This is a genomic window from Streptomyces sp. NPDC043854 (genome assembly GCF_056436005.1).
The window spans coordinates 67,691-89,835 of sequence record NZ_JBWKDK010000012.1 but is presented as its reverse complement, the minus strand read 5'-3'; the positions used below and the strand labels follow the sequence as shown (position 1 = coordinate 89,835).

At 73.4% G+C, this 22,145-nt stretch carries 19 protein-coding genes; 8 read left to right on the top strand and 11 right to left on the bottom strand.

Annotated elements, in window-relative coordinates; genetic code table 11:
- Positions 1-14 precede the first annotated feature (14 nt).
- Positions 15-590, bottom strand: a complete 576-nt coding sequence (locus tag AC068A_RS13965; RefSeq protein WP_478584607.1) for a cob(I)yrinic acid a,c-diamide adenosyltransferase — start codon at positions 588-590, stop codon at positions 15-17.
- Positions 591-787: 197 nt separating this feature from the next.
- On the opposite strand from AC068A_RS13965, the gene AC068A_RS13960 reads away from it, so the two are divergent.
- From AC068A_RS13960 to AC068A_RS13950, 3 genes are all read left to right on the top strand, one after another.
- Positions 788-1,636, top strand: coding sequence for a 3-hydroxyacyl-CoA dehydrogenase family protein (locus AC068A_RS13960; protein WP_478584605.1), 849 nt, complete (start codon positions 788-790; stop codon positions 1,634-1,636).
- Positions 1,637-1,831: 195 nt separating this feature from the next.
- The gene (locus AC068A_RS13955) at positions 1,832-2,155 is read left to right on the top strand and encodes an STAS domain-containing protein (RefSeq protein WP_385684774.1); all 324 of its coding nucleotides are present in this window, start codon (positions 1,832-1,834) and stop codon (positions 2,153-2,155) included.
- Positions 2,156-2,340: 185 nt separating this feature from the next.
- On the top strand, positions 2,341-4,905 hold the full coding sequence (locus tag AC068A_RS13950) for an ATP-binding protein (protein WP_478584603.1): 2,565 nt from the start codon (positions 2,341-2,343) through the stop codon (positions 4,903-4,905).
- Positions 4,906-4,960: 55 nt separating this feature from the next.
- On the opposite strand, the gene nucS is transcribed toward AC068A_RS13950, so the two are convergent.
- Positions 4,961-5,632: an endonuclease NucS gene (gene nucS, locus AC068A_RS13945; protein ID WP_361088867.1), complete on the bottom strand. Its 672-nt coding sequence runs from the start codon at positions 5,630-5,632 to the stop codon at positions 4,961-4,963.
- A gap of 220 nt (positions 5,633-5,852) precedes the next feature.
- On the opposite strand from nucS, the gene AC068A_RS13940 reads away from it, so the two are divergent.
- Positions 5,853-6,245 (top strand): SCO5389 family protein, encoded by a 393-nt coding sequence (locus AC068A_RS13940; protein ID WP_360635747.1) that lies wholly within the window; start codon positions 5,853-5,855, stop codon positions 6,243-6,245.
- Positions 6,246-6,439: 194 nt separating this feature from the next.
- On the opposite strand, the gene AC068A_RS13935 is transcribed toward AC068A_RS13940, so the two are convergent.
- Positions 6,440-7,459, bottom strand: coding sequence for an LLM class flavin-dependent oxidoreductase (locus AC068A_RS13935; protein ID WP_478584600.1), 1,020 nt, complete (start codon positions 7,457-7,459; stop codon positions 6,440-6,442).
- A gap of 240 nt (positions 7,460-7,699) precedes the next feature.
- Between AC068A_RS13935 and AC068A_RS13930 the strand changes: the two genes are divergently transcribed.
- The gene (locus AC068A_RS13930; protein WP_478584598.1) at positions 7,700-8,047 is read left to right on the top strand and encodes an ATP/GTP-binding protein; all 348 of its coding nucleotides are present in this window, start codon (positions 7,700-7,702) and stop codon (positions 8,045-8,047) included.
- 48 nt (positions 8,048-8,095) lie between these two features.
- On the opposite strand, the gene AC068A_RS13925 is transcribed toward AC068A_RS13930, so the two are convergent.
- The 7 genes from AC068A_RS13925 to mce form a co-directional block, all read right to left on the bottom strand.
- On the bottom strand, positions 8,096-8,986 hold the full coding sequence (locus AC068A_RS13925; RefSeq protein ID WP_478584597.1) for an ABC-2 transporter permease: 891 nt from the start codon (positions 8,984-8,986) through the stop codon (positions 8,096-8,098).
- On the bottom strand, positions 8,983-10,110 hold the full coding sequence (locus AC068A_RS13920; RefSeq protein ID WP_478584595.1) for an ABC transporter ATP-binding protein: 1,128 nt from the start codon (positions 10,108-10,110) through the stop codon (positions 8,983-8,985). Before AC068A_RS13920 ends, AC068A_RS13925 begins: the two co-directional genes overlap by 4 nt.
- A 203-nt stretch (positions 10,111-10,313) precedes the next feature.
- On the bottom strand, positions 10,314-11,090 hold the full coding sequence (locus tag AC068A_RS13915) for an ABC transporter permease (protein WP_478584593.1): 777 nt from the start codon (positions 11,088-11,090) through the stop codon (positions 10,314-10,316).
- Position 11,091: 1 nt separating this feature from the next.
- Positions 11,092-12,117, bottom strand: coding sequence for an ABC transporter ATP-binding protein (locus tag AC068A_RS13910; protein WP_478584591.1), 1,026 nt, complete (start codon positions 12,115-12,117; stop codon positions 11,092-11,094).
- A gap of 172 nt (positions 12,118-12,289) precedes the next feature.
- Positions 12,290-13,228: a cellulose-binding protein gene (locus tag AC068A_RS13905; RefSeq protein WP_478584590.1), complete on the bottom strand. Its 939-nt coding sequence runs from the start codon at positions 13,226-13,228 to the stop codon at positions 12,290-12,292.
- Positions 13,229-13,424: 196 nt separating this feature from the next.
- The gene (gene scy / locus AC068A_RS13900; RefSeq protein ID WP_478584588.1) at positions 13,425-17,954 is read right to left on the bottom strand and encodes a polarized growth protein Scy; all 4,530 of its coding nucleotides are present in this window, start codon (positions 17,952-17,954) and stop codon (positions 13,425-13,427) included.
- A gap of 517 nt (positions 17,955-18,471) precedes the next feature.
- Positions 18,472-18,921, bottom strand: a complete 450-nt coding sequence (gene mce, locus AC068A_RS13895) for a methylmalonyl-CoA epimerase (RefSeq protein WP_478584587.1) — start codon at positions 18,919-18,921, stop codon at positions 18,472-18,474.
- A 137-nt stretch (positions 18,922-19,058) separates the two neighbouring features.
- Here mce and AC068A_RS13890 point away from each other — a divergent pair, with 137 nt between their 5' ends.
- The 3 genes from AC068A_RS13890 to AC068A_RS13880 all read left to right on the top strand — a co-directional run bounded on the left by AC068A_RS13890 (position 19,059) and on the right by AC068A_RS13880 (position 21,498).
- Positions 19,059-20,261 (top strand): acetyl-CoA C-acetyltransferase, encoded by a 1,203-nt coding sequence (locus AC068A_RS13890; RefSeq protein ID WP_478584586.1) that lies wholly within the window; start codon positions 19,059-19,061, stop codon positions 20,259-20,261.
- 85 nt (positions 20,262-20,346) lie between these two features.
- Positions 20,347-21,306, top strand: coding sequence for a methylmalonyl Co-A mutase-associated GTPase MeaB (gene meaB, locus AC068A_RS13885; protein ID WP_478584584.1), 960 nt, complete (start codon positions 20,347-20,349; stop codon positions 21,304-21,306).
- 117 nt (positions 21,307-21,423) lie between these two features.
- A complete protein-coding gene (locus tag AC068A_RS13880) occupies positions 21,424-21,498 on the top strand; it encodes a 50S ribosomal protein bL37 (protein WP_099895366.1) in 75 nt (24 codons plus the stop codon).
- A gap of 152 nt (positions 21,499-21,650) precedes the next feature.
- Here the strand turns inward: AC068A_RS13880 and AC068A_RS13875 are convergent, their stop codons facing one another.
- Entirely contained in the window at positions 21,651-22,127 is a 477-nt protein-coding gene (locus tag AC068A_RS13875; protein ID WP_478584727.1) for a MarR family winged helix-turn-helix transcriptional regulator, read from the bottom strand.
- Positions 22,128-22,145: the final 18 nt, after the last annotated feature.

Genomic DNA, 22,145 nt, shown 5'->3' with positions numbered 1-22,145 from the left:
GCCGCCTCGGCGACTCAGCCGCGCTCGCCGCCCGGCACCCACAGCACGTCCCCGACCTCCTTGTTGGCCGTACGGGCCAGGATGAACAGCAGGTCGGAGAGGCGGTTGAGGTAGGTGGCGGTCAGCGGGTTCATGATCTCGCCGTGCACCTCCAGCGCCGCCCAGGTGGAGCGCTCGGCGCGGCGGACCACGGTGCACGCCTGGTGCAGCAGCGCCGCGCCGGGGGTGCCGCCGGGCAGGATGAAGCTGCGCAGCTTCTCCAGCTCCGCGTTGAAGCGGTCGCAGTCCGCCTCCAGCTTGTCCACGTACGCCTGCTCGATGCGCAGCGGCGGGTACTCCGGGTTCTCCACGACCGGGGTGCACAGGTCCGCGCCGACGTCGAACAGGTCGTTCTGCACCCGCACGAGGACCTTCACGACATCCTCCGGGAGGCCGCCGAGGGCGATCGCCGTGCCGATGGCCGCATTGGCCTCGTTCGCGTCGGCGTACGCGGAGATCCGCAGGTCGGTCTTGGCGGTCCGGCTCATGTCACCGAGGGCGGTCGTGCCCTTGTCACCGGTGCGGGTGTAGATGCGCGTGAGGTTCACCATGCGGCCCAGCGTAATGAGCCGGGCCGGCGGGCGGGAAGCGAACTCGGCGGCGGGCGCGGAGCGGTGGGCCGTACCGGTGTGATGTCCGTCATCCGAGGCGTGACGCGTGTTACTTCCCGGTCACACCGCCCCTCCTGCCCGCTAGTCTCCGGCCGAGAGGCTACGAGACTGGCCGTTTGAAGAACGAGGGGTGTGCAGTGGCTGGGAAGCTCGCCGTCATCGGTGCCGGGCTGATGGGTTCCGGAATCGCTCAGGTCTCCGCTCAGGCGGGGTGGGACGTGGTGCTGCGTGACGTCACCGATGCCGCGCTGACCCGCGGCACCGACGGCATCAAGGCCTCGTACGACAAGTTCGTCTCCAAGGGGAAGATGACGGCCGAGGACGCCGAGGCCGCGCTCGCCCGCATCAGCACGACCACCGACCTCGACGCGGTCGCCGACGTCGACATCGTCGTCGAGGCCGTCTTCGAGAAGCTGGACGTCAAGCACGACATCTTCCGTGCGCTGGACAAGCTCGTCCGCGAGGACGCGATCCTCGCCTCCAACACCTCCGCCATCCCGATCACCAAGATCGCGGCGGTGACGGAGCGTCCGGAGCGGGTCGTCGGCGCGCACTTCTTCTCGCCCGTCCCGATGATGCAGCTGTGCGAGCTCGTCCGCGGCTACAAGACCAGCGACGAGACCCTCGCGGCCACCCGGGCGTTCGCCGAGTCCGTCGGCAAGACCTGCATCGTCGTCAACCGCGACGTCGCCGGCTTCGTGACGACCCGTCTGATCTCGGCCCTGGTCGTCGAGGCCGCGAAGCTGTACGAATCGGGCGTGGCGTCCGCCGAGGACATCGACATCGCCTGCAAGCTCGGCTTCGGGCACGCGATGGGCCCGCTGGCCACGGCCGACCTGACCGGCGTCGACATCCTGCTGCACGCCACCAGCAACATCTACACCGAGTCCCAGGACGAGAAGTTCGCGCCGCCGGAGCTGATGCGCCGCATGGTGGACGCCGGGGACTTCGGCCGCAAGACCGGGCAGGGCTTCTACAAGCACTGAGCCGCCGGGGGCGGGGACGCCTCCGGGACAGGGTGCCACTGAGCACCAGTTCGAACACTCCGCCTCGCGAGTGATTTAGGTATCGGTTCGCTCACGGTCGGCAACCTCACCGCCCATGCGGCAGTCAGTTCCAGTGAGAGTTGCCGACCACGGACCTGCCGGACCATACATACGCAAGGACTGCCGGGAGCGCATATGCACATCAGGGGCGACCACGCCGAACTCGCTGTCGGGGGCCGCCTCGACGTGCGCAGCGCGGCGGACGCCCGTGCGGCCCTGCACACCGCCCTCGACGACGGCCACGGCGACCTCGTCCTCGACCTCACCGGGCTCGACTCCTGGGACGCGACCGGCCTCGGCGTGATCATGGGCGCCCACCGGCGGGCCGGGCGGGCGGGGCGCCGCCTCGTCCTGCGCGGCGTGCCGCCGCAGATGCAGCGGCTCCTCGTCGCCACCCGCCTCCACCGGATCCTCGCCATCGAGGGCGGCCTGGAAGCGGAATCCCTCCCGAGAGTCTGACACCCCCGCCGACCGCTTTGTCCTGCGGAAACGTAACGGTCCGGCGGATAACCCACCCCTGCGGTTCCGCGCACCGCCGGCCACCGTCTAGGGTCGGGCGGAGGCCGGACCCGAGGCGACAGCGGAATGTGCGAAGGCCGGGCGGCAGGACGGCAAGGGCGCAGGACGCGATGGGGGACTTGGTCATGGACCGCAGGCAGGGGCAGGCCGAACCGGCGGAGCGCGCCGCAGCGGGCTCCGGACCGCTGCCGGCACCCACCCCCGTGGCCCGTATCACCACCCTCACCGCGGGCGAGTACACCCTCACCGTCAACCCCGTCGACGGCAGCGAGATCCAGCCGCGTCGGCCCGGCACGGCCGTCGGCCGCCCCGCCCGCCGCGACGCGGCCGCCCGCCGCGAGCAGGACGCCGCCGGGCGCCCGCCCGCGCTGCCCGGCCCCGCCGCCGCCACCGCGCCCCTCCTCGCGCGCGAAGAGGAACGGGAACACCTCGTACGGCTGCTGGGCCGCGGCCGCTCCGTACGGCTGACCGGACCCGCCGGCTCCGGACGCACCTCCCTGCTCGACGCGGTCGCCGCCGACTGCACCGGACTGGCCCCCGACGGCGTCGTCCGGCTCTCCGGGTACGGGCACCAGCAGCCGGGCGAGCTCCTGCACGCGCTCCACGCGGCCGTGTACGACGCCTCGGCCGACCGGCCCGAGCGGGACGAACTCCTGGCCCGCGTACGGGACATCGGAGCCATCGTGCTCCTCGACGACCTGGAGATGGTCGGCGGCGCCCTGGAGGAGCTGCTGCGGGCCACCCCCGAATGCGCCTACCTGCTCGCCGCCACCCCCGACACCGCCCCCTCCGACGACGCGCACCTGGAGGAGGTCTTCCTCGGCGGCCTGAGCCGCTCCGACTGCCTCCAGCTGCTCGAAGCGGGCGTCGGCCGGCCGCTGACCGACGAGGAGACCGCCTGGGCGGAGGACCTGCGCTTCGCCTCCGAGGGGCTGCCGCTGCGCTTCGTCCAGGCCGCCGCCCTGCTGCGCCGCCGCGACGAGCTCAACCGGGGCCGCACCGAGGACGACGACGAGGAGCCCGGTGTCTTCGAGGAGCGGCCGCGCGACACCGGCGCCGTACCGCTGCCGACGCTGGCCGAGGGCGCGGCCCCGGCCGAACTGCTCGCCTCCCGGGTCAGCGAGTCGGCCCGGGCCGCGCTGCGGATCGCGTGCGCGCTCGGCGGGGAGCTTCCCCACCACGCCCACCTGCCGGCCCTGGTGGGGGACACCCACGCCGACGCGGCCGTCGCCGAACTGCTCGGCAGCGGGCTGATCACCCCGGTCGGGCCGCGGTACCGGCTGGCCGCCGGGGTCGCCCGGCAGCTGGAGGAGGCCGGGTACGGGGACACCGCCGCGGAGGTGGCCCGTACGGCGGCCCGCCACTACGCCTGGTGGACCGGGCACTCCTCGGTGACCCCCGCACGGGTCGCGGCCGAGGCGGACGCGGTGCTGGCGGCGCTGGGCGGCGCTGATGTGGTGGCCGCCGTCCTGCTGGCCCGCAGCGCCGCGCCCGCGTTCGCGGCCTCGCGGCACTGGGAGGCCTGGGAGCGGGTGCTGCGCGCCGGGGCCGAGGCCGCACGGAAGGCGGGGGAGGTCGCCGAGCAGGCGTACTTCCACCACGAGCTGGGCGTGCTCGCCCTGTGCGAGGGGCGGCTGGACCGGGCGCGGGCCGAACTGGAGGCGTCGATCGGGCTGAAGGGCGCCCTGGCGGACAAGCGGGGCACGGTGGCGGGCCGGCGGGCGCTGGCCCTGGTCACCGACCGCGAGGCGGCAGGCGTGGCCGTGTCGCCGCCGCTGCGGCTGGAGGCCCCGGCCGACGCACCCGCCCCGGCCGCACCGGCCGCCCCGGCCGCGGCGCCGGCGCGGTCCGCGTCCGCATCCGCATCCGTATCCGCGTCCCCGTCCAGGCCTTCGGGTCCGGCCGCGGCCCGGCCCGTGTCCCCGCCCGCGGGCCGGCCGGCGCCCCCGGCCGCCGCCCGCTCCGGCGCGGCGCTGCCCGCCTCGGAGGCGGTGACCGCGGCGCTGCCCGCGTCGGAGGCGGTGACCGCGGCGCTGCCCGCGTCGGAAGCCGCCACCGCCGCCCTGCCCGCGACCGGGGCGGCGACCACCGCGGTGCCGGTGATCCGCCGGACCGTGGCGCCGACCAGCCTGTCGGAGGTGTTCGAGGAGGCCTTCCCCCTCGACCCGAAGCGGGCCGCGCCGACGCGCCCGGTCCCGCCGCCGCCCATACCGGCCCGCCGCCCCGCAGCGGGCCCGGGCCGGCCGCGCCGCAAGCCGGTGCTGCTCGCGGCGGTCGGAGTCCTGGCCGCGGTGGTGCTCGGTACGGTCGTGGGCCTGGCGATGAGCTCGTCCGAGTCGGAGGAGCCCGGCAGCGGTCCGGTGACCCAGTCGACCCCCGCACCCGCCGAGCCGGGCACGGCAAGCACCGGAGGGAACGATCCTGCGCCGGAGCCGGCCGCCTCGGCGCCGGCCGCGGCGGGGTCCGGGCCCGCCCGGCCCGGCCCGAGCGCGGCCCCGTCCGCATCGGGTTCCGCCGCTCCCACGCGCCGGCCCTCCTCGGCGGTGCCCTCGCAGCAGCCGCCCTCGTCGGCGAAGCCGACCGCCACGTCCCAGGCCCCGAGCCCGACGGCCACCCCGTCCCCGTCCCAGTCGCCGGCCCCGAGCCCGACGGTCACCGCGACCGCCGGGACCGGCCCGGCCACGCCCTGAGCGGCCTCACTTCCCCGAGGCCGCCCAGTACCGGCCGGGGCGGCCCGGCCGCCGCCTAGAACAGCCGGAGCTTGTCGTCCTCGATGCCGCGCAGGGCGTCGTAGTCCAGCACGACGCACTCCATGCCGCGGTCCGTGGCCAGCACGCGCGCCTGCGGCTTGATCTCCTGGGCCGCGAACACGCCCCGGACCGGGGCCAGGTGCGGATCGCGGTTGAGCAGCTCCAGGTAGCGGGTCAGCTGCTCGACGCCGTCGATCTCGCCGCGGCGCTTGATCTCGACCGCCACCGTCGCGCCGTCGGCGTCCCGGCACAGGATGTCGACCGGGCCGATCGCCGTCATGTACTCGCGGCGGATCAGGGAGTAGCCCTCGCCCAGCGTCTCGATGCGGTCGGCCAGCAGCTCCTGGAGGTGCGCCTCGACGCCGTCCTTGATGAGGCCGGGGTCCACGCCCAGCTCGTGGGAGGAGTCGTGGAGGACTTCCTCCATGGTGATGATGAGCTTCTCGCCCGCCTTGTTGACGACGGTCCAGACACCGGCCTCGTCCCCGGTCCCCTCCTTGAGGGTGCACGGGGGCGACATCCAGTTGAGCGGTTTGTACGCCCGGTCGTCCGCGTGGATGGAGACACTGCCGTCAGCCTTCACGAGGATCAGACGGGGTGCGGAGGGCAGATGGGCGGTGAGCCGGCCCGCGTAGTCGACGGAGCAGCGGGCAATGACGAGACGCATGGTCGGCAACGCTACTCGACCGACCCGCCTCCACGCGATTCGCCCCCGAGAGCCCCGTTCGCCGATGGCGCGTTGTATGCGCATTCTCCTGGTGCGGCACCCAGCGTGCGCCTACCGTGGAAGCGGGAGGTCGTCGAGCGTGCACACTGCGTCGCCGGTCTCCTTCCCTGCCCGTAAGACTCCGGCTACCCAGAGGGCCGGGGTCGCGAGAGGAGAACCCATGTCGCTCGACGTCTCACCGGCCCTACTCGAACAGGCCGAGCGAGGCGAGGTCGACGAAGCCGCCTTCGTCGACTGCGTCCGGACCTCCCTGCCCTTCGCATGGGAGATGATCAGCTCGCTCGTGGCACAGCTGAAGGTGGACGGCGGGGACTTCGCCGACAACCAGACGCCGCCGCCGGACGAGCACGCGCGGGGGCAGCTGCTGCGCGCGCTCGCGAGCGACGCGATACGGGGTGCGCTGCAGCGGCACTTCGGGGTGCGCCTGGCCTTCCAGAACTGCCACCGCGTGGCGGTGTTCCCGCTGGACGCGTCCGCGGACGACCGGCTCGCCAGGTTCACGTCGGTCCGCGCCCAGCTGCTCAACCAGTCGCCGGAGCTGCGGGACTGCTAGCCCCGCGGACGGTACGACCGGCCCGACCTGCGTCACCGACCCGGCACCGCCACCGGCCCGACCTGCACGACCGTACTTTCGCTGCCGCTCCGTACCGGGGGAGGTGCCACGGACACCGGAGCGGCAGCCCAGGCAAGGAGCGCAGGCCGGCGCCAGGACCCGCGCCGGGTGCGGGGCCGGGCTGCCGGACGGCCTCAGCCGACGCGGGGCAGCACCTCCGCACCCAGGCGCCGGACGTTCTCCTCGGTCGCGGCGAGGTCGCCGGAGCCCTCCATCAGCAGGGCGAACCGGGAGATGCCGGTCCGCTCCGCCGTCGCGGCCAGCCGGTCCGCCGCCCGCCGCGGGGTGCCCACCGGGTGCAGGTCGCAGAGCAGCTCGGTGTAGGCGACGGGATCCCTCATCGCGCGCATGCGGCCGTCCACCGTCACGTGCGCTTCCAGGCCCTGCCTGAGCCAGCCCGGCATCGCCTTCGCCAGGGTCTCGCGCGCGTCCGAGGTGCGGTCCGCGAGCTGGCACACGCCCGCCGACACGTGCGCAGCGTGCGGGTCGCGGCCGGCCGCAGCGGCCGTGCGGCGGTAGAGCGCGACCATGGCCGCCTTGTCCTCGTCCCCGCAGTGCATGCCCAGCAGCATCGGCAGCCCCCGCTCCGCGGCCAGCCGCACCGACGCGGGGGAGGTGCAGGCGACGATCACTTCCGGCCCCGATCCGTCCCCGTCCAGCGCCTCCGCCGGCCGCGGTACGACGGCCACCTCGCGGAAGACGTGCCGCTCGCCGAGGGCGGACACCCGCGGCTCGGTCAGCCAGCGCCGGAGCAGGTCCAGGTCTTCGGCGAAGCCGTTCTCGTACGCGCGCAGGCCGGCGCCGAAGACCTCCAGGTCGACCCAGGGGCCGCCCCGGCCCACCCCGAGGGTGAACCGGCCGCCCGAGGTGAGGTGCAGCAGCGCCGCCTGCTCGCCGAGGGCCACCGGGTGCGTGTTCGGCAGCACGCTCACGGCCGTGCCCACCTGCAGCCGCCGGGTCCGGCCCAGGAGCAGGGCCGCCAGGGTCACCGCCGAGGGGCACACCCCGTACGGCACGAAGTGGTGCTCGGCGAGCCACACGGAGTCGAGCCCGGCCTCCTCCGCCACCTCCGCCGTGCGCACCGCCCGGTGCAGCGTCTCCCCCTGACCCTGGCCCGGAAACTGGGCCGCCACTACAAACGCTCCTACGCGCATCGCCTTAGCCTCCTCGTTGGCTGACGCGGCCTCCCCCAGGTGCGACCGGTGCTTCTGATGGCAACAACGTCTGACACGTGCCATAGGCACGGCCTGACAGGAAAGTTATTGGGATAGTCAGGCCAGTTGCCCCGGCGGGCGGTCCGTCGCCGGCCTCTCTCCGCCACCCTGCGTGGAGGCGCCCCCGCTGCGCGTAGTCTGAGAGAAAGTCACTGCCGTCCGCCCATTCGTGAGGTATACGTGTCACCGCGCCACAACCGCCCCAAGGGCGGCGGGAAGTCAGCCGGCCGTGCGGCGGAGGGCTCCGGCCCCGGTCCGGCGGCAGTCGACCGGTTCGGGCTGGAGCGCACCGAGGAGTACCTCGGCGAGGAGTGGAAGGTCCGGCACGTCGCGGGCGCGAGCGCGGCGGGCAAGCGCTACCGCTGCCCGGGCTGCGACCAGGAGATCCCCTCCGGCACCCCGCACCTGGTGGCCTGGCCGGAGTACGGCGGTGTGGACGACCGCAGGCACTGGCACAAGGCGTGCTGGAACGCGAAGGACCGCCGCACCACACGGGTGCAGCGGTCCAGGAACGCCCCCAGGTACTAAGCGGCCTCGGGGAAGTGGGGCACGCCCCCGCGCCGCGGCCGCCCGCGGCTACACGTCGCGGCGGCCGACGAGCACGTACGAGCCGGCCACCGCGGCGCCCGTCACCAGCAGGATCAGCAGGACGTGGGACCAGTTGCTCGGGAGCTGGTCGTCGACCCCGCCGGGCAGGCCGAACAACTGCATCAGCGCGACCGGGGCGTTGTACTCGAGGATCGCGCGGCCGATCGGGGCCAGGCTCGGCCAGGTGGTGAGCATCCCCCCGGCCACCGGCGGGACGGTGACCAGCCCCAGCATCACGGCGATGGCCCCGGCGGAGTGCCGCAGCATGGCGCCGATCGCGAGGCCGAGGACCCCGAGGAGGGTGACGTACCCGCAGCCGGCCATGGCCTGGAGCCACTCCCCGGCGCCGTGCCGTCCGCGGAGGTCGTTGCGCAGGATCAGGGAGGCGAAGCCGACCACCACGACCGAGCCGGCGACGGCGGCGAACGCGACCCCGGCGAAGACGAGGTACTTCGCGGTGAGCACGCGGGCCCGGCCGGGCGCCGCGGTGAAGGTGGTCCGGATCAGCCCGGTCCCGTACTCGGAGGTGATGGTCAGGACGCCGAGCGCCATCACCGCGACCTGGCCGATCAGCAGTCCGAAGAGGGCGGGCGCGGTCGGCGGCATGGACGACTCGTCGGTGCCGCCGATCTCGACGACGGCGAGCAGCCCGATGCCGACGACGAGTACGACGAGGGAGCCGAGCGTGAACAGCGTGGAGCGCACCGAGACCAGCTTCGTCCACTCCGAGGCGATGGCGTGGCCCAGGTGCGGCCGGGGCGTGGGCAGCGGCGAGACGTAGCTCTCCTGCCGGGCCACCGGCCGGTCCTTCGGCCGGTCCCTGAGCTGTTCCGGCGACGGATCCTTCGGCTGGTCCGCGGTCGACGTGGGGCCGGTCATCGGGTGTCCTCGCGGGTGTCCGTGGGGGCGTTCTTGGCGGCGCCGGCGAGTTCGCCGGGGCTGGCGGGCATCAGGAAGGGCCTGCCGCCCGCGCCGGGCGGCGGGGGAGCGAAGAAACCGTCCTGCGGGACCTCCGGCGCCGGGGGCTCGTCCTCCCAGACGGGCAGGGCCAGCGGGTCCGGCTCCCACAGCTCCGCCCGCGGGTCCTCGGTGGAGGTGTACTCGACGGCGGACTGCGTCAGCCGCATGTACGCCTCCTCCAGCGAGGCCCGGTGCGGGGACAGCTCCCACAGCCGTACGCCGGCCTCGTGCGCGAGGTCCGAGATGTGCGGCAGCTCCAGGCCGGTCACCCGCAGCGCCCCGTCGGGCTCCTGGAGCACCCGGCCGCCCGCCCTGGTCAGGGCCGCTGCCAGCGTGTTCCGGCCATCCGCCGCCGGTCCGGCCGCGCGGACCCGCGCGAATCCGGCCGAGTTGTGCGCGATGAACTCCTGGGTGCCCATGTCGGCGAGGAGCCGGCCGCGGCCGATCACGATGAGGTGGTCGGCGGTCAGGGCCATCTCGCTCATCAGGTGCGAGGAGACGAAGACGGTGCGGCCCTCGGCGGCCAGCCGGCGCATCAGGTTGCGGACCCAGAGGATGCCCTCGGGGTCGAGCCCGTTGACCGGCTCGTCGAACAGGAGCACCTGGGGGTCGCCGAGCAGGGCGGTCGCGATGCCGAGCCGCTGGCCCATGCCGAGCGAGAAGCCCTTCGTACGCTGCCGGGCCACGTCCTGGAGGCCGACCACGGCCAGCACCTCGTCCACCCGCCGCTCGGGGATGCCGGACAGCTGGGCGATGGACAGCAGGTGGGTGCGGGCCCGGCGGCCGCCGTGCACGGCTTTGGCGTCGAGGAGCGCCCCGACGCTCCGCTGGGCGTTGGGCAGCTCGCGGAAGGGGTGGCCGTTGATCGTGACATGGCCGGACGTGGGCCGGTCCAGGCCGAGGATCATGCGCATGGTGGTGGACTTGCCGGAGCCGTTGGGGCCCAGGAAGCCGGTCACATGACCCGGCCTGACCTGGAAGGACAGCTGATCGACAGCGGTCTTGGCGCCGAAGCGCTTGGTCAGCCCGACTGCCTCGATCATTCCTCTGCCCCTTGCCCGGTGGACGGCCTTCGTCCGAGTTAAGGGTTAAGAGGATATCGAGGAGCCTCCGGTTCCATCCCTGGCCGATCCCTGAGCTGTCCCTGACACCGACCCCGGGAAGACCCGTAGTACGGGGGATGTCCGTCCTGGGGCGGATCATGGAGCGGGGTCCGCCCTGAGACGGACCCCACACCGCGGCGACGTCAGGCGTCGCGGCTCTTCAGGACGAGGAAGCCCCCGATCACGGCGGCGAGCGCCCACGCGACCATGATCGCGAAGCCGCCCCACGGGCCGTACGGCGGCTGGTTGCCGTCCATGGCCACCGAGACCGTCTGCATGATCGTGCTGCCGGCCGAGTTCGGGAAGTACTCGGCGACCTTCCGGGTGGCGTCGACCGAGGACAGGATCGGCGAGACGAGGAAGAAGAACGGCAGCAGGACGCCGAGGGCCAGCATCGAGCTGCGCAGGATCATCGTCATGCCCATGGAGAACAGGGCCAGTACCGCCATGTAGAGCCCGGCGCCGACCACCGCGCGCAGCACGTTCGGCTCCCCGATGGCGATGCTGTGCTCGCCCAGGAGGGCCTGGCCGAGGAAGAAGGACGCGAAGCTGGTGAGCAGGCCCACGACGAGGGCGAGGGCGGTGGCCGCGGTGAGCTTGCCGGCCAGGAAGCGGGCGCGGCGCGGCACGGCGGCGAGCGAGGTGCGGATCATGCCGGTGCTGTACTCGGTGCCGACGACCAGCACGCCGAAGACGATCACGGCGGCCTGGCCGAGGGTCATGCCCGCGAAGCTGGCCATGGTCGGGTCGAAGGTGAGCTGCTGCTCCTTCGGCATGTCCTCGAAGGTGGAGTTGAGGAACGCGCACAGCAGGGCGCTCATGCCGACGGTGACCACCAGCGCGGACGCCAGGGTCCAGATGGTCGAGGCGACGGTACGGATCTTGGTCCACTCGGACTGGAGGACTGCGGGGAAGGACATGTCACCGCCCGCCCTTGCGGTCGGCCTCGTAGCCGGCGCCCCACGCGGGGGCGTCGGCCGCCGGGACCCGGTTGTCGGCGGCGGCGCCGGGGCCCGGCAGTGCCGCCCCCGGGACGCCCGGGGCATGGGCGTGGTACTCGACCGAGTCCGCCGTCATGCGCATGAACGCTTCCTCCAGTGAAGCCCGCTGCGGGCTGAGTTCGTGCAGCACGATCCCGTGCTGGGCGGCCAGTTCGCCGAGCTGCTCCGACGCCACCCCGTCGACCTCCAGTGCGCCGGTGTCCGGGACGCCGGCCGCGGCGATTCCGGCCCGGTGCAGGACGTCCTTGAGCTGCTCCTGCTGCGGCGAGCGCAGCCGGACGAAGCTGCGGGAATTGCGGTGAATGAAATCGGCCATCGACATATCGGCCAAGAGTCTGCCCTGGCCGATGACGATCAAATGGTCCGCGGTCAGCGACATTTCGCTCATCAGGTGCGAGGAGACGAAGATCGTCCTGCCCTCGGCGGCGAGCCCCTTCATCAGATTGCGGATCCAGAGAATTCCCTCCGGGTCCAGACCGTTGACGGGCTCGTCGAACATCAGGATTTCCGGGTCGCCGAGCAGGGCGGCGGCGATTCCCAGCCGCTGGCCCATTCCGAGCGAAAACCCTTTCGACTTCTTCTTCGCCACGGGCGTCAGCCCGACGAGGTCGAGAACCTCGCCGACGCGGCTCGTCGGGATCCGATTCGACTGGGCGAGGCAGAGCAGGTTGTTGTACGCGCTGCGGCCGCCGTGCATCGCCTTCGCGTCCAGCAGCGCACCGATGTGCTTCAGCGGCTCCGACAGGTCCCGGTAGTGCTTCCCATTGATCCTGACCGTCCCGCTCGTCGGGTTGTCGAGGTCGAGCATCATGCGCATGGTCGTCGACTTGCCGGCCCCGTTGGGGCCGAGGAAGCCGGTCACCACCCCCGGTCTGACCTGGAAGCTGAGGTGGTCGACGGCGGTCTTCGCGCCGAATCGTTTGGTAAGTGCCTCAAGCTCGATCATGCGGCTCACGCTAGAACGCCAGAGGGCCCCACGCCACCTCGAAAGGGTGACAGGGGGCCCTCTTGTATGACGTTTCGCTACTGGCGAGTAGACGGCGTGTCAATCGCCCGTCCCCAGGCGCCGTGCAGTAGTACGTGCACCGCGGCGCCCGGCCGTACCGGCGGAGGCGTCGTCAGCGGCTCTGCTGCGCCGGGACGCCGCGGGAGACCGGCTCGTCGTCCATCGGGGAGCCGGCGGCGGCGACGGCCGCACCGGTCAGCGTCGCCAGCATCTCGCGGACGTTGGTCAGCTGGGCGTTGATCGAGTCGCGGCGGTTGGTGAGCGCCGCCAGCTCGCGCTCCGACTCGCTGCGGATGCGGTCCGCCTTGGCGTTGGCGTCGGCCACGATGTCCTCGGCCTGGCGCTGCGCGGTCTCCACCGTCTGGCGGGCCCGGCGCTCGGCGTCCGTACGCAGCTTCTCGGCCTCCAGGCGCAGCTGCTCCGCACGGTGCTCGATCTCCGCGAGGCGCTTCTCCGCCTTGGCCTGGCGCGAGGCCAGGTCGCGCTCGGACTGCTCGCGGCGCTTGGCCAGGTTCGTCTCGAAGTCCGCGGCCGCCTGGGCGGCCTTCGCGCGGGTCTCCTCGAACAGGGCGTCGGCCTCCTCGCGCTTGGAGGCCGCGTCCTTCTGGGCCTCGGCACGCAGGGTTGCGGCGTCCCCCTTGGCCTTCTCGACGATGCGGACGCCCTCGTCCTCCGCCTTCGCCTTGCGGTCGGCCGCGAACGACTCGGCGTCGTTGCGCACCTGCTGGGCCGCCGACTCGGCCAGCTCACGGTGCTGCTCGGCCGCGCGACGGGCCTCCTCGCGCAGGTCCTTGGCCTCTTCCTCCGCCAGCCGCAGGATCTTCTCGACCCGGGCGCCGAGGCCCGCGTACGAGGGCTCCGCCTCGCTCACCTGGGCCTGGGCGTTCTGCGTCTCGAGGTGCAGTTCCTCGATCCGCTTTTCCAGGGCATTGATGCGTCCCAGGGCGCTGTCGCGGTCGGAGACCAGCTTGGCGATGCGGTCGTCCACCTGACCGCGGTCGTAACCACGCCGCACGAGCTCGAAGCCGAAGGGGGAGGATGTGTCGCTCATGGGGTTCCTGTCGATGAGACGATGAGGTGCTACGTGAGGTGTTAAGGGGAATCCTAGGCGCCCGAGCGGCGTGTCATCGAGTCAATCCCAGTTTGATCTGGACAATGACACCCCTTTTGAGTGGCAAGGCGGCAGAATGCTTGTCACTCGTTCGCCTGAACCTTCATCAGGTGCACACAATCCGTCCGCCCGTGGGCTACTCCGACGACTTGCCACCCGAACGAGTGGAACCCGCACCGGCACCGGCCTTCACGCCCCCCGAGCCCTGGCTGCCGATCGAAGGCTTTCCACCCGAAGGCGCCTCGAATGATTCCAACGCCTCAAGAACGTCCTGGACACGGGAAATCTCCGCCTGGATGTCCTCCCGCCTGCGCACCAGAACCTCCAGCTCGCGCCGGCCCTCCTCGACGATCCGCTCCGCCTCCGCCTTCGCCTCGGCCAGCGCGGCCTCCGCCAGCCTCGACAGCTCGGCCTTCTTCTGCTCCGCCTCCTTCAGCAGCGTCTCCGCCTTGCGGACCGCCGCGATACGGACCTTGCTCGCCTCACTGCTCGCGTCCGACACCAGAGCCTTGGCCTTCGCCTCGGCCTCCTCGCTCTGCTCGGTCGCCGCGCGCACCAGCTTGTCCACGCGCTCGCCGGCCGACTTCATCTGCTCGGCCGTCTCCCGGCGGGCCCGCTCGTGCAGCTCCTCGATCTCGCTCTCGACGCGGGAGCGCAGCTCCTCCGCCCGCTCCCTTATGGCGGCGGCGTCCGAACGCGCGCCGACCAGCAGCTCGTCCGCGTCCGTACGGGCCTTCTCCACCAGGGAGTTGCCCTCGACCGTCGCCTCCGCGGCGATCCGCTTCGCCTCCTTGCGGGCGGCGTCGACCATCTGGTCGGCCTGCTCCTCCGCGGCCGTCGTCGCGGCCACGGCCTGCGCCTGCGCGTCCGCGGCGAGCCTGTCCGCCTCGGCCACCGCCTCGCCGATGAGCCGGTCCACCTGCTCCGCGGCCTCGGTACGCCGCTTGCCGGCCTCCTCGCGCGCCTCGTCCAGCAGCCGCTCGGACTCCTTGCGCGCCGAGGTCAGCGTGCGCTCCGCCTCCGCGACCGCGTCCTTCTTGGCCCGGTCGGCCTCCGAGCGGGTGCGCGCCGCGTGCTCCTGCGCCGAGGACAGCGCCTCCGAGGCCTCCGCGCGCAGCCGCTCGGCCTCCGCAGCGGCCTCGCCGACCGTGCGCTCGTTGTCCCGGCGGGTCTGCGCCGTGAGCTTGTCCGCCTCGGACGCCGCCTCCGTGATGAGCCGGTCCGCCTGCTCGGCGGCCTCCGTACGCAGCCGGTTGGCCTCCGCACGCGCCTCGTCCAGGGTCTGCTCGGACTCCCGCTCGGCGCTCTCCAGGGTCTCGGCCGCCGCGGCCGTGACTCGGTCCGCCTCCGCGGTCGCGTCGCCGATGATCCGGCCGCCCTCCGCGCGGGCGTCCTCCAGCACCTGCGCCGCCTCGGTGCGCAGCCGCTCGGCCTCCTCGGCCGCCTCGCCGACCGTCAGCTCGTTGGCCGCGCGCACCTCGTCGACTAGGCGGTCGCCCTCGTTGCGCGCGTCGACCAGGACCCGGGCCGCGTCCCGCTCGGCCGCGGCCATCGTGTCGGCCGCCTGCCGGGTGAGCTTGTCGGCCTTCGCCTCCGCCTCGGCGAGCGTCGTCCCGGCCGCCGCGAGCGTCTCCTCTGTCAGGCGCTCCGCCTCGGACGCCGCCTCGGTGACGAGCCGGTCCGCCTGCTCGGCGGCCTCCGTACGCAGCCGGTTGGCCTCCGCCCGGGCCTCGTCCAGGACGCCCGCGGACTCGATGCGGGTGGCTTCCGCCGCCTCCTCGGCCTCGGTCGTGATGCGCTCCGCCTCCGCGGTCGCCTCGGTCACCGTGGCCTCGTTGGCCGCGCGGGTCTCCTCGGTGATCCGTTCGGCCTCCGCCGTCGCGTCCTCGACGATCCGCGCACCCTCGGCGCGCGACTCCTTCAGCGACTCCCCGGCCTCGCCGCGGATCCGGTTGGCGTCGTCGCGGGCGTCGGCCCGGGTGCGGGCGGCGTCGCGCTCCGCCGCGGCCAGCGCGTCCGTGGCCTCCGTACGCACCCGCTGCGCGTACTCGGCGGTGTCGCCGCGCAGCTGCTCCGCCTCGGCGATCGCGTCCGCGACCGTCCGCTCGGCCAGCGCCTTCGCCGCATCGGTCTCGGTACGCGCCTCGGTGCGGATCCGGTCGGCGTCCTGCGTCGCCCGCTCGCGCTCCTCGTAGGCGTCGGCGCGGACGCGGGCGGCCTCCTCCTCGGCCTCCGTCCGGGTACGCCCGGCCGCGTGCTCGGCGGCGCTGCGCAGCCCGGCGATCTCCTCCTCGGCCTCCTCGCGCAGCCCGGCCACGGAGTCCCGTACCTGCTGGGCGGTGGCCTCCGCCGCCGACACCAGCTCGGCCGCGCGCTGCTCCGCCTCCTCGGTCAGACGCGCCGCCTCGGCCTGCGCCTCCTCCGAGCGCTTGCGGGCCGAGGCCAGCAACTCCTCGCTCTGCTCGCGGGCCTGCGCCCGCTCGCTGTCCGCGTCGGTCCGCGCCGACGCCAGCGTCTCCTCGGCCTCCCGGCGGCGCCGGGCGGCCTCCTCCTGCGCGGCGGCCAGCGCCTCGGCCGCCTCCTCGGCGACCCGCTCGGCGGCGGCCTTCGCCTCGGCGCGCAGCCGGTCCGCGGTCTCCTTGGCCTCCGTACGCACCCGCTCGGCCTCGGTCTCGGCCTCGGTGCGCAGCCGTACGGCCACCTGCTCGGCCTCGGCCCGCACCCGGCCGGCGTCGTCCGCCGCGTCGATGCGCAGCTGGTCGGCCTCCGCCTCCGACTGCTCCCGCAGGCTGCGGATGCGCTCCGCCGCCTCGCTGCGCAGCCGGTCGGTCTCCTCCGCGGCCTCGCGGCGGATGGCCTCGGACGCGCCGCGGGCGTCGCGCAGCGTCTGCTCCGCCGTGGCGAGCCGGCTCTCGGCCTCCGTGTGCAGGCGGGCGAGCTCCTCCTCGGCCTCGGCCCGCTTCCCGGCCAGCGCCTGCTCGGTCTCCTCGCGCCGGGTGCGGGCCGCGGCGTCCGCCTCGGCGCGCACCGCCTCTGCCTGCTCCTCGGCCTCGGCGCGCAGCCGCTCGGCCTCGGCGCGGGTCCGCTCCAGGGTCTCCTCGGCCTGCCGGCGCAGGGTGGTGGCCCGCTCGACGGCCTCCGCGCGCACCCGCTCGCTCTCGGCGGCCGCCCCGCCGCGCAGCTCGTCCGCGTCCGCCTTGGCCTTGCCGAGCAGCTCCTCGGCGGTCTTGGCCGCCTCCTCGATCTGCTGGACCGCCTCGCGGCGGGCCTCGCCGCGGATCCGCTCGCCCTCGGCCACGGCCTCGGCGCGCAGCTGCTCGGCCTCGCCGCGCAGCCGCCGCGCCTCCTCCTGGAGTTGGACGGTGCGGGCCCGGTACTCCTCGGTGTCGTCCTTCGCGGCGCCCTTGAGCTCCGCGGCCGTGGCCGCGGCCTGGGCACGCAGCCGCTCGGCCTCCGCCTCGGCCTCGCGGCGGATCCGCTCGGCCTCCTCGGACGCGGCCCGAGTGGTGGCCTGCGCGTTCTCGGACGCCTTGGTCAGCATCTCCTCGGCCGTGCGGGCGGCCTTCGCCAGCTGGGCGGCCGTGTCCTCGGCCGCGGCGGCGCGGGCCTGCTCCGCGGCCTCGGCGCGCTGCCGCTCCACGTCGGCGCGGGCGTCGGCGAGCACCTGCTCGGCCTCGGCCTTGAGGGTCTCGGCCTCCTTGGTGGCCTCGCCCACCAGCCGGGCCACCTGCTCCTTGGCGGTGCGGGTGCGCTGCTCGTTGACGGACTCCGCCGACGCGAGCTGCCGGGCCGCGCCCTCCTTCGCCTCGGCAAGGAGGCGCTCCGCCTCGGCGCGCGCCTCGCGCAGGGCTCCGTCGGCCTCCTGGACCCGCTGTTCGGCGACGCGGCCGAGGTCCAGGGTCTGCTGCCGGGTCTGCTCCGCCTCGGCGGTGCTCGCCGAACGCAGCCGCTCCGCGTGCTCGGTGGCCTCCTGGGCCTGCGACGAGGCGGCGGTCAGCAGCCGCTCGGCCTCCTTGCGGGCGCGCAGCAGCGTCGCCTCGGCCTCGGTACGGGCGGCCTCGGCGTCGGCGGCCAGGCGGCGCCGGGTCTCCTCGGCGACGCGGGCGGCCTCGGCCCGGGCGGCGTTCAGGGACTGCTCGGCCTCGGCACGGGACTCGTCCATGAGCCGGCGGGCCTGGGACTCCGTACGGGCGCGCAGCTGTTCGGCCCAGGCGACGTTCTCGTTGACGTGGGCCTCGACGGTCTGGCGGCGCTCGTTGAGCTCCTGGTCCAGCCGCTGGCGGCGGTTGACGGCCTCGGCGTGCAGCTCGGCCTGGAGCCGGGCCTGGTGCTCGGCGTGCTCCTGGAGGATGCGCTGGGTCTGGGCCCGGGCCTCGCGCAGTTCGCGCTCGGCGTCCGAACGCATCTGGTCCGCCTGGATCTGGGCGTTGCGCAGCAGCTGCTCCGCCTGGTATCCCATGTCCGCGCCGTCGTACGCGGGGCGGGACGCGAGGGCGCGCCGTACCTCGTGCAGCTTCGCGCGCAGGACCTCGACCTGGTAGCCGAGGTCCTCGGCGTGCTGGACGGCTTTTCCGCGCTCCTTCTTGAGCCGCTCCATCTCCGCTTCGAAGAGCGAGAGATGATCGGCCTCAGTCTGAAGGCTCTCCTGGCTTTCGTAGCCCCGCACAGCGCGGTCCCATCCGTCCCCTGGTCGCAAGCTCACTCCCAAATGAGCACCGTCCGCCCGCTGAACGGCGCCCCCGGGGGAATGGTGTCAGATACCCGGGCAGGGGTCACAGGCCCCGACCCTGTCTGAAGCACCGAACCCCGGCCGAGCCACGGCCACTCTACCGGCCGGGGAATGGGGACATCAGTGCGTGCTTCCACTGATCCCGGGCGCGGTCGGCTGTGAGATCCCTCCTCGGGTCCCGGGAAGGACGGACCGGGTCGGGAAGGACGCCCCTTGAGGGTGGGTTTGACGTGTCCGAATGCGTCTGTCCGGGGCGGGTCGGGCTTTCCCGGCGCGCAGCCGGCCGGGCAGGCCGCGGTGTCGCCGGCGCTCCCGGAGCCGTCGGCGCCCGCTGACGTCCTGCCGGCCGGGGTGCAAACCGTTCGGCATGTGATCGAAAAGACGTGCGGCGCGTGCGCGGACGGCACACCACGGCCGGTGGTGTGCCGTCATGCGGAACCGGATGCGGGGGCGCTCAGTCCCCGTGCCCGTCGTGCGACTCGTGCGGGTTGGAGGTGACCAGCTCGGTGAGGACCCCGTGGCAGTCCTTGGGGTGCAGGAAGGTGATGGAGGAGCCCATCGAGCCCCGGCGGGGCTCGTCGTACAGGACCCGGACGCCCTTGCCGCGGATGGCCTCGGAGTCGCCGCGGACGTCCTCGGTGCCGAAGGCGATGTGGTGCACGCCCTCGCCGTTCTTGGCCAGCCACTTGCCGACCGCGGAGTCCTCGCGGGTGGGCTCCAGCAGCTGGAGGTAGGAGGCGCCGCCGTCGGAGGTCTCGTTGATCTTGAGCATGGCCTCGCGGACGCCCTGCTCCTCGTTGACCTCGCTGTGGAACACCTCGAAGCCGTACGTGGCACGGTAGAACTCGACGGTCTTGTCCAGGTCGAAGCAGGCGATCCCGATGTGGTCGATTCTTGTCAGCATGGGACCAGTGGACCGCCGACGGCGGCGGTCACGCAACGTGCCAGCGATCACACCGACTGCCCGGTGACGGCGCGGGTACCGCTCAGTACATTCAGGTAAACCCTCGTTCACTCCTCATCCTCAAGGGGCTGTGCTCCATGTCCGGAACGAACAACACCGCGTCCGTGATCGTCGCCGGGGCCCGCACGCCCATGGGGCGGCTGCTCGGCTCGCTGAAGTCCTTCTCGGGTGCCGACCTCGGCGGGATCGCCATCAAGGCCGCCCTGGAGCGGGCCGGCATCGCCGGCGACCAGGTCCAGTACGTGATCATGGGCCAGGTGCTGCAGGCCGGCGCTGGCCAGATCCCGGCCCGCCAGGCCGCGGTCAAGGCCGGCATCCCGATGAACGTGCCCGCCCTGACGATCAACAAGGTCTGCCTCTCCGGCCTCGACGCGATCGCGCTGGCCGACCAGCTCATCCGCGCCGGGGAGTTCGACATCGTGGTCGCGGGCGGCCAGGAGTCCATGACCAACGCCCCGCACCTGCTGCCGAAGTCTCGAGAGGGCTTCAAGTACGGCGCGATCGGCATGCTCGACGCGATGGCCCACGACGGCCTCACCGACGCCTTCGAGAACATCGCCATGGGCGAGTCCACCGAGAAGCACAACGCCCGCCTCGGCATCGAGCGCGGCCCGCAGGACGAGTTCGCCGCCGGCTCCCACCAGCGCGCCGCGGCCGCCCAGAAGAACGGCGTCTTCGAGGCCGAGATCACCCCGGTCGAGATCCCGCAGCGCAAGGGCGACCCGGTGCTGTTCACCCAGGACGAGGGCATCCGCCCCGAGACCACCGTGGAGTCCCTGGCGAAGCTGCGCCCGGCCTTCGCCAAGGAGGGCACCATCACCGCCGGCACCTCCTCGCAGATCAGCGACGGCGCCGCCGCCGTGGTCGTGATGAGCAAGGCCAAGGCCGAGGAGCTGGGCCTGGAGTGGATCGCCGAGATCGGCGCCCACGGCAACGTGGCCGGCCCGGACAACTCCCTGCAGTCGCAGCCGTCGAACGCGATCCTGCACGCCCTGAAGAAGGAGGGCCTGGAGGTCTCCGACCTGGACCTCATCGAGATCAACGAGGCCTTCGCGGCGGTTGCCGTGCAGTCAATGAAGGACCTCGGCGTGACCCCGGAAAAGGTGAACGTCAACGGCGGCGCCATCGCCCTGGGCCACCCGATCGGCATGTCCGGCGCCCGTGTGGTGCTGCACCTGGCGCTGGAGCTGGGGCGCCGCGGCGGCGGCGTCGGCGCGGCCGCGCTCTGCGGCGGCGGCGGCCAGGGCGACGCCCTGATCGTCCGGGTCCCCAAGGCCTAGTACACCCTGCCCGTACCCGGCGGCCGTGCCGGGTACGGGCGCATCGGCACCCGCATCCGCGGCGAGAACGAGGAGCGCAGCACGCATGACGGTGGACGTCCCCCAGCTGGTGGCCCAGGCGCGTGACGGCAGGCCCAGAGCGGTGGCCCGGCTGATCTCGCTGGTCGAGGGGGCGTCCCCGCAGCTGCGCGAGGTGATGGCGGCGCTGGCCCCGCTGACCGGCGGGGCGTACGTGGTGGGCCTGACGGGCTCGCCCGGCGTCGGCAAGTCCACCTCCACCTCGGCGCTGGTGTCGGCGTACCGCAAGACGGGCAAGCGGGTCGGCGTGCTCGCCGTCGACCCGTCCTCGCCGTTCTCCGGAGGCGCGCTGCTGGGCGACCGGGTGCGCATGTCGGAGCACGCCTCCGACCCGGGGGTGTACATCCGCTCGATGGCCACCCGCGGCCACCTGGGCGGCCTGGCCTGGGCGGCCCCGCAGGCCATCCGGGTGCTGGACGCGGCGGGCTGCGACGTGATCCTGGTCGAGACGGTCGGCGTCGGGCAGTCGGAGGTGGAGATCGCCTCCCAGGCCGACACCTCCGTGGTCCTGCTGGCCCCCGGGATGGGCGACGGGATCCAGGCCGCGAAGGCGGGCATCCTGGAGATCGGCGACGTGTACGTGGTCAACAAGGCCGACCGGGACGGGGCCGACGCGACCGCCCGCGAGCTGAACCACATGCTGGGCCTGGGCGAGGCGAGGGGCCCCGGCGACTGGCGGCCGCCGATCGTCAAGACGGTCGCGGCGCGCGGCGAGGGCGTCGACGAGCTGGTCGAGGCGCTGGAGAAGCACCGGGCCTGGATGGACGAGCACGGGGTGCTGGCCGAGCGGCGCACCGCGCGGGCCGCGCGGGAGGTGGAGACCATCGCCGTGACCTCGCTGCGGACCCGGATGGCCGACGTGCACGGGGACGCCCACCTGGGAGGCCTGGCGGCGCGGGTGGCGCAGGGCGAGCTCGACCCGTACGCGGCGGCGGACGCCCTGCTGGCCACCCTCACGGAGGGCTGAGGCCCGCTCGCGGCGGCTCACCCGTACGGCGGCGCGGCCGCTGCGGGGCGAGCGGGGCGAACATAGACTGGCGACGCCCGGAATGCCCCGAGATCAGCCCATTGAGGGAGTGGCGCCATGGCGAAGCGCGGCAACAAGAAGCGAGCACGCAAGAAGAAGAAGGCCAACCACGGGAAGCGCCCCAACGCCTGACCGCGGCCCCGGCCGGAACCACAGGAGCCGCACCCCCGACGGGGGTGCGGCTCCTGTGGTGTGCGGTGCGGTTGTTGCCACCGGTACTGCCGGTGGCCGGTGCGCGGTCTACGCGCGATGACCATTGCACCGGCGCGCGGGATCCCGTGGGGTCAGCCCTTGCCGCGCTGGGTGCGCAGGTGCTCCGCGACCGGCTCCAGCGAGCTGCGCAGGGCCGCCAGGGCCTCCGGCGGCAGCAGGTCGATGAAGTGCCGGCGGACGGATGCCACGTGGTGCGGGGCGACCTTCCGCATGAGCTCCATGCCCTCGTCCGTCAGGACGGCGTACAGGCCCCGGCGGTCGGACTCGCAGTTCACGCGGACGACCAGGCCGGCGTTCTCCATCCGGGTGATCTGGTGGGACAGCCGGCTCTTGGACTGCAGTGTCGACGTCGCGAGATCGCTCATCCGCATCCGGTGGTCCGCGGACTCCGAGAGGTTGACCAGGATCTCGTAGTCGTTGTTGGTGAGTCCGAAGGGCTGGAGATCCTTTTCCAGCTGGTGCATCAGCAGTCTGCTGACGTCCAGATGGGTCCGCCAGGTGCACTGCTCGGCATCGGTAAGCCAGCGGGTGGCCGTCTCGGTCTCCATGGTCTCCATGAATGAACT

Bases quoted from the DNA above. Each gene is read 5' to 3' on its own strand.
- AC068A_RS13955 (WP_385684774.1), top strand. From the start codon at position 1,832: ATGCACATCAGGGGCGACCACGCCGAACTCGCTGTCGGGGGCCGCCTC.
- AC068A_RS13935 (WP_478584600.1), bottom strand. From the start codon at position 7,459: ATGCGCGTAGGAGCGTTTGTAGTGGCGGCCCAGTTTCCGGGCCAGGGT.
- AC068A_RS13920 (WP_478584595.1), bottom strand. From the start codon at position 10,110: ATGATCGAGGCAGTCGGGCTGACCAAGCGCTTCGGCGCCAAGACCGCT.
- mce (WP_478584587.1), bottom strand. From the start codon at position 18,921: ATGCTGACAAGAATCGACCACATCGGGATCGCCTGCTTCGACCTGGAC.
- nucS (WP_361088867.1), bottom strand. From the start codon at position 5,632: ATGCGTCTCGTCATTGCCCGCTGCTCCGTCGACTACGCGGGCCGGCTC.
- AC068A_RS13965 (WP_478584607.1), bottom strand. From the start codon at position 590: ATGGTGAACCTCACGCGCATCTACACCCGCACCGGTGACAAGGGCACG.
- AC068A_RS13890 (WP_478584586.1), top strand. From the start codon at position 19,059: ATGTCCGGAACGAACAACACCGCGTCCGTGATCGTCGCCGGGGCCCGC.
- AC068A_RS13905 (WP_478584590.1), bottom strand. From the start codon at position 13,228: ATGAGCGACACATCCTCCCCCTTCGGCTTCGAGCTCGTGCGGCGTGGT.
- AC068A_RS13915 (WP_478584593.1), bottom strand. From the start codon at position 11,090: ATGTCCTTCCCCGCAGTCCTCCAGTCCGAGTGGACCAAGATCCGTACC.
- AC068A_RS13925 (WP_478584597.1), bottom strand. From the start codon at position 8,986: ATGACCGGCCCCACGTCGACCGCGGACCAGCCGAAGGATCCGTCGCCG.
- AC068A_RS13950 (WP_478584603.1), top strand. From the start codon at position 2,341: ATGGACCGCAGGCAGGGGCAGGCCGAACCGGCGGAGCGCGCCGCAGCG.
- AC068A_RS13875 (WP_478584727.1), bottom strand. From the start codon at position 22,127: ATGGAGACCGAGACGGCCACCCGCTGGCTTACCGATGCCGAGCAGTGC.
- meaB (WP_478584584.1), top strand. From the start codon at position 20,347: ATGACGGTGGACGTCCCCCAGCTGGTGGCCCAGGCGCGTGACGGCAGG.
- AC068A_RS13940 (WP_360635747.1), top strand. From the start codon at position 5,853: ATGTCGCTCGACGTCTCACCGGCCCTACTCGAACAGGCCGAGCGAGGC.
- AC068A_RS13910 (WP_478584591.1), bottom strand. From the start codon at position 12,117: ATGATCGAGCTTGAGGCACTTACCAAACGATTCGGCGCGAAGACCGCC.